This is a genomic window from Neobacillus paridis (genome assembly GCF_016765675.1).
In the GTDB taxonomy this organism is placed as follows: domain Bacteria; phylum Bacillota; class Bacilli; order Bacillales; family Cytobacillaceae; genus Neobacillus; species Neobacillus paridis.
In genome coordinates this window covers 1-6,139 of the sequence record NZ_JAESWB010000224.1, presented here as the reverse complement: position 1 = coordinate 6,139, position 6,139 = coordinate 1, and the positions used below count along the sequence as shown (strand labels likewise).

Genomic DNA, 6,139 nt, shown 5'->3' with positions numbered 1-6,139 from the left:
TAAAATGGTACCTGTAGGTAGGACACTTGAAAAAGAGTGTTTCACCTACAGGTATTTTTTTATATACTTGAATTTCAGAATATGGGGATTAGGGGACAACATGAGTAAAATAACTTTTTCAATCAAAGAGATAAACACACTTCAAAAGAATCCAAATGTACATCGTGTCAGCGATCGGTCTATTACCTATACTGACGATTTTAAAAATAGATTTATGGATGAGTACCTAGCCGGCAAACTCCCTCGTCAGATCTTTGCGGAGAACGGCTTCGATGTGGACGTTATAGGAATAAAACGAATCGAACAGTCAGCCTGCAGGTGGAAAAAAGCCTATGAGAAGAATGGTTTGATTGGGCTTACAGATACGAGGAAAAACGCATCCGGTAGACCCTTGAAACGTGAGCTTACACCGTCCGAAGTGATTGAAAGACAAAAGGCAAGAATCGAGCTGTTGGAAGGACAGGTTGAGCTGTTAAAAAAGCTAGAAACGACAGAAAGGAGGCTGCTAAACTCAAGCGAAAATCTAAATCCGAATAATGCATATCAATTGATTCAGGAGACTATTGAACAAAATGGATTTAAGGGGATGACCAAGTATTTATGTGAACTCTTAGAGGTATCCCGGTCTGGATATTATAGCTACCTAAAGGCTGCCTCTTTCCGGGAAGCAAAGGAGAAATTGGACCTTGAAGCGAAGGAAATCATTTTAAAGGCCTTTGATCGACGCGGATATAAGAAAGGTTCACGCTCCATTAAAATGATATTGGAGAATGAATTTAACATTCTCTTTAGCCGTAAAAAGATACAAAGAATCATGAGGAAATATGGAATCGTCTGTCCTCATAGAAAGCCAAATCCTTATAAAAGGATTGCTAAAGCAACCAAGGAGCATCAGGTTGTTCCAAACAAGTTAAATAGGGAATTTAAACAAGGAGTTCCAGGAAAAGTGTTATTAACGGACATTACTTATTTGCCATATAACGGAAATTCTATGGCTTATTTGTCAACCATAAAAGATGCGTCCACTAACGAACTCCTGGCTTACCATGTTTCTGACCGTATCACCCTAGACATCGCAACAAAGACGATTCACAAACTAATGAAAAACAAGAAGATTACACTGCATAAAGATGCCTTCATCCACTCTGATCAAGGGAGCCATTATACGAGCCCAAGATATCAAAAGTTATTAAAAAAATATGGCCTAGGCCAATCTATGTCTCGAAGAGGGAACTGTTGGGATAATGCCCCTCAAGAATCTTTCTTTGGTCATTTAAAAGATGAAGTAGACTATCAATCTTGTAAATCCTTAAAAGAACTAAAAGCAAAAATAAATCACTATATGGTTTACTATAACAATTATCGATATCAATGGAATTTAAAAAAGATGACCCCTATTCAATATAGAAATCATCTTCTAGTTGCTTAACCTCTTTTTTTATTGTGTCCTTGACATAGGTACCATTTTATTCTTGGGGATCCTTTTATATTTTCCCTCAATTAGCCTTTTATTTCTCAATTTTTATCCTTCAGAGAAAAAGATCGTTAAAAAAGTACTTTATATTATGCTTTGGTCATTATTTTCCGTCACTTTTGAGTGGATTTCCATGCATACTGAGTTTTTTTACCATAATGGGTGGAAACTTTGGTATTCTGCGATATTATATCCGATTATCTTCTTAATTCTTGTGATAAATTTGAGGTTTATTCAAAAAATTAATAACTCAAGTTCCGGACATGATAAATGAACCTCAACACTTGATATTATAGGGATAGGACCGATTTAATCATAAAGCTACACTAGTATTAAGTAACTGTTTTTGCAAATAGTCAGGTAATTTGCTGAAAAACCGATCAAAAAATTTGTTGATTGGCTCGTCAGTTAAAAGACACTCTTTTGCCATTGTTGAACCGGCCAATTCCAAAATAGTCATCAATCTCATATTTCGCATATCAAAAACAGAATAGGCTAATTTTGGAGTATTTGTTTTTAAAAATTGAAAATATAAAGCCAATTAGCAATAAAGTAATTGAAATTTGAATTATATAAGCCCCGATAATCCCTGTTGTTAAGAAAGGGATAGCTAATACTGGAAAAAGAAATTGAAAAGAATTAAGTATTATCTTTGGCAAAAAAATCACCCTTTACATTTTACTTATATTTTATTCCGAGTTTTCTTATCTTTGCCTTGATAAAAGTACAGGACTTAAGAAATCTACTATTGGCTTGGACGAAAACAATGTAAGTTTCGCCATTTTTCCAACTTCGGCCACTTTCCCATTCCTGATAAAGATAATAGCCCATTTCCTCCAAAAACCAACCCCAAAAATCAATAGATTTTTCTAAATTTGAAACATATATTTCAATATGGTGAAGTAGTCCTTTGGACACATGATAACCTCCATACTTTTAAAATATATTACATTCATTGTAATTATCTACTAACAAATATTCGTGTATTAGCTCCAAAAAATTTGCTTTTTTAAAATTACTAATGAATTTACTTTTGATGATTTCCTTTTCAATGGCAATTTCAACGGTTTTATTGATTAGCAGATCCAAAAGGATAAAGGGCGGATAAAGTACAAAAATCTGCTCGATTAGACTGCCGTAATCGGTGTCACCTTTATACCTGTAAGCTCATCCTTTTATTTTGGTCAGTTACTAAATTTATTGTTTAAAAAAGTCGCCAACTTTATCTCGCCGCCGTGCTTCACCATTAAACCATTTCCACTTCCTCTACATACTGAACAATCGGTAATCGAATAGAAAAGGTAGTTCCTTTGCCTTCTTCACTTTCTACCCAAATTTCTCCATTGTGATTCGTAATAATTTCTTTGCATATGGAAAGACCGAGTCCGTGGCCTTTTTGGTTAGCAGTATTACTTGTCTTTGAGTAATAACGATCAAAAACAAATGGCAACTCCTCTTTCGGAATACCAGGGCCGGTATCACGGATGCTTAGAATAACTTGTTTCAAATCATCATCATTGCGCAATAAGAAGATGATTTCACCAAATGTTGTATACTTAATAGCATTTGTTATTAAGTTAGAAAACACTAGTTCCATACGCTCAAGATCAACCTCCACCATTGGCGGCAAACCTGTAGAACTGACAAGTTGATTATCAAATCTGCATATTAAACCATTGTTCATAATTTCATATTTATATTTTTGATAGATATGGTTCATAAGCCGATCAACCGGGATGAAATCAAATGAGAATTGTATTTGTCCTGATTCCAATTGGGACAATTGAAATAAATCCTGTATGAGTAATTGCAAATCATCTATTCGTTTCATACTTTTCAACAAAAAATCATTCAGATTCTCCTCCTTAATCACTCCATCCAAAATGGCTTCCAGATACCCTTTTATAGAAGTAATAGGGGCGCGTAGATCATGGGATATATTGGATAAAAAATGTCTGCGTGATTGTCTAGACTGCTCGAGCTCTTGGTTGAGCTCTTCAAGATGACGATTCGCATTTTTCAACTCTTCTGTACGTTTTGTGACATTAGCCTCCAGATTTTCGTAAAGGTATGCATTTTCAATAGAAATCGCCGCCTGAGTCGAAAGAAACGAAAGAAAATGAATCATTTCTTCTGTAAAGGCATGGGTTGCTTTATTATTTTCCAAATAAAGAATCCCTATTAAATTTCCATTTTTTATAATTGGAAGACATAATAATGATTTCAGTTTTCTATGTTTAATATAGTGGTCTTCTGTAAACATCCCTTCTGATGATGCATCATCCAGCACAATTGTTTCTGTACTCGACTCCACATAACGGATTATACTTTCACACATAACTTTCATTCCTGAAATCGGCAGACCTATTTGACTATCCATCTCATTTTCTTCCAAACTTTTCTGTGCACCGATGACTAACTGATCATCCCTTTTATACATTAAAAATCCCCTGTCTGCCCCTCCATATTCCATTGTGATATCCAATAGTTTATTCAACAATTTACTTAGAATAATTTCCTTCGAAATACTTTGAGTCGCTTGTAATGCAGCATGAATATCAAAAAGCGGTTCATTTGCCCGTTCCTTTACAATGACAGATGGAATAAGGCCATGACTATCTTCCAGTATTTGTTGTGCTTTGGCTTTGGCCCCCCACCTTAAATAAGACTGATAAGCTTCTAGGAAAAAGGCGTTGGCAAGTTTCGTATGCCCTTTCCTCGCAAAATACCTTGCAGCACACTCGTTGCAAATCGCCACATCCTGTATAAAACCATGTTTCTCTGCGTAATTGATGCTGTCATTATAAAAGGAAAAAATAGACTGCTCCTCTTGCTTTAACCCTGCCATCTCCGCTTTTAGCAGTAAATACTTATGCAAGTAATTTTCAGGTGCTAATTCAGCCCATTTTTTTAATTTCTTTATACACTGATTCATTCTTTTTCTAATGGACCTTTTTTCTCTCTCCGTAACGGCCACATTATAAAAACGCGAGAGCCATAACCCATGGTAAAAATAATATTCAGGTACAATGACAAGCGTTAATCGTTTGCTGACAAGCGGTATTAGCGCTTGTAGCAACTCTTTGGCAAAATCCCTTTGATCAAACAAATAGGCCATTTGCAGCCTTAGCGTGTAGTGAATAATTTTCGCCGAGTCATCATCAAGGATTTCTTTAAATTTCCAAGGGTTCACGGGATTTCCACCATTTAAAAATTGAAGCCAGTGATACAGCTCTGTCATAAATCCTTTTGAAATCGAATATTGGATTTGACTAACAAATTGTATTTGTTTGTCAATCCTACCCATTACTTCCTCTATAGGTGTTCCTTTAATAAATAATGTGATAACGATAAAAGAACTATTTGCTCCGGCCAGATGTATATTACCTGCTTCTAAACAATATCGCTGTGACGTCTCTAAATAAGTTAGACTTTTGCTCACTGGGTTTTTCCAATGATTCACAAAAGTTCCAAACACAAACTGAACTCTTCCTTTTATACTTACCACTCCATAACGCTCAGCAAGGTCATAAGCCAGTTTGCTAAATTCATAACTGCCTTTATAGTCATTAAAACCCGAACTCAAAATAAGTGAATAATTATTAAAAACTAATGCGCTAATATCTGTTAAACCATTTTTAAGGGTGAATCTCAATGCTCTCAGCATCAGTAAAGTAGCCAGATTTTGATTAGCATGGAAAGCAGGACCATTCATCGAGATAAATGTTTGCAAAATCAGATACTGATCTTTATTCGTTATTTCTGGAAAATTCAAAAGGTCCTCTTTACTTTTTCCATTAAGTGCTAGTTTCGTTTGTACATATTCTTTTATTATTGCCGCCATACCCGGATTTTCAGGCAAGTGAATCCCAAATAGCCTTAAACCCTCAATCCCAGATTTTACGGCATCCTTTACCCTATGAACATGTGTATATAACGTGATTTTCAAATTGTAAATCTCTAGTTTCTCATAAGGTGATTGTGCATGGAGAAGAATGTCATTGAATGTTTTTTCTGCTTTCTCAAATTGACTCGTTAAATATTGACATTCTCCCAAACCTTTCATAAAACGAAAAGTCAATGGATAATACTCTTTCCAATTATCGGAGATTAACTTCTTCGCAGTTTCAAAATATTTCAATGCTTCTTGAAAAGCAGCAGAAGCTTTTGCTCTTTCCCCTGCATCAATGTTCCATTCCGTTACTTGCAAGATCTCATGATCATTTAGTAGACGTTTGCTTAAATTGAAATGTTTGACAATCGTGAATAGCTGATCCTCTATGTGATGACTAGACATAACCAGTAAGCGTCCGATTGTTACATGGGCCTGTTCTTGTTCCTCTTTTGTCATAGTGGAATAAATAGCCTGTTGCACCTTATCATGAAGAAAGCGATAAGCTGGAGGATCGTTTTCTATAAGTAGGTTTTCTTCCTCAGGAAACACCCATTGATAGATCACACCGTTTGGAATGATTAAACCTGCTTCAAGTGCAGGCCATAAATCATCAGACGCTTCTCTATAGCTGCTTCCTGAAATAATCGATAACGTTTTCAAATTAAATTTATTTCCTATACAGGAAGACAGCCGCAGCAAATGCTGGGTAGACTTGGGAAGCATGCGGATTCTTTCTACTATAAAATCGACAATATCTTCTTTAACCGGTT

Annotated in this window: 3 protein-coding genes and 1 pseudogene; 2 read left to right on the top strand and 2 right to left on the bottom strand. The window is 35.6% G+C overall.

All coding sequences use genetic code 11. From position 1 onward, the window contains the following. The first annotated feature begins 100 nt into the window (after window positions 1–100). Complete coding sequence (locus JK635_RS15165) at window positions 101–1,429, top strand: IS3 family transposase (RefSeq protein WP_202654807.1); 1,329 nt, start codon at window positions 101–103, stop codon at window positions 1,427–1,429. Further along, window positions 1,422–1,748, top strand: a complete 327-nt coding sequence (locus tag JK635_RS25685) for a CBO0543 family protein (protein WP_368857099.1) — start codon at window positions 1,422–1,424, stop codon at window positions 1,746–1,748. Before JK635_RS15165 ends, JK635_RS25685 begins: the two co-directional genes overlap by 8 nt. Before the next feature lie 461 nt (window positions 1,749–2,209). Here the strand turns inward: JK635_RS25685 and JK635_RS15160 are convergent. After that, window positions 2,210–2,392 (bottom strand): annotated as a pseudogene (locus tag JK635_RS15160) (VOC family protein); the annotation flags it as partial. 328 nt (window positions 2,393–2,720) lie between these two features. Beyond that, window positions 2,721–6,139, bottom strand: a 3,419-nt coding sequence (locus JK635_RS15155; protein ID WP_202654806.1) for an ATP-binding protein, incomplete at its 5' end; no start/stop codon positions are given.

What these genes read in the sequence shown, in the direction of transcription:
- JK635_RS15165 (WP_202654807.1), top strand. Translation starts at nt 101, where the DNA reads ATGAGTAAAATAACTTTTTCAATCAAAGAGATAAACACACTTCAAAAG.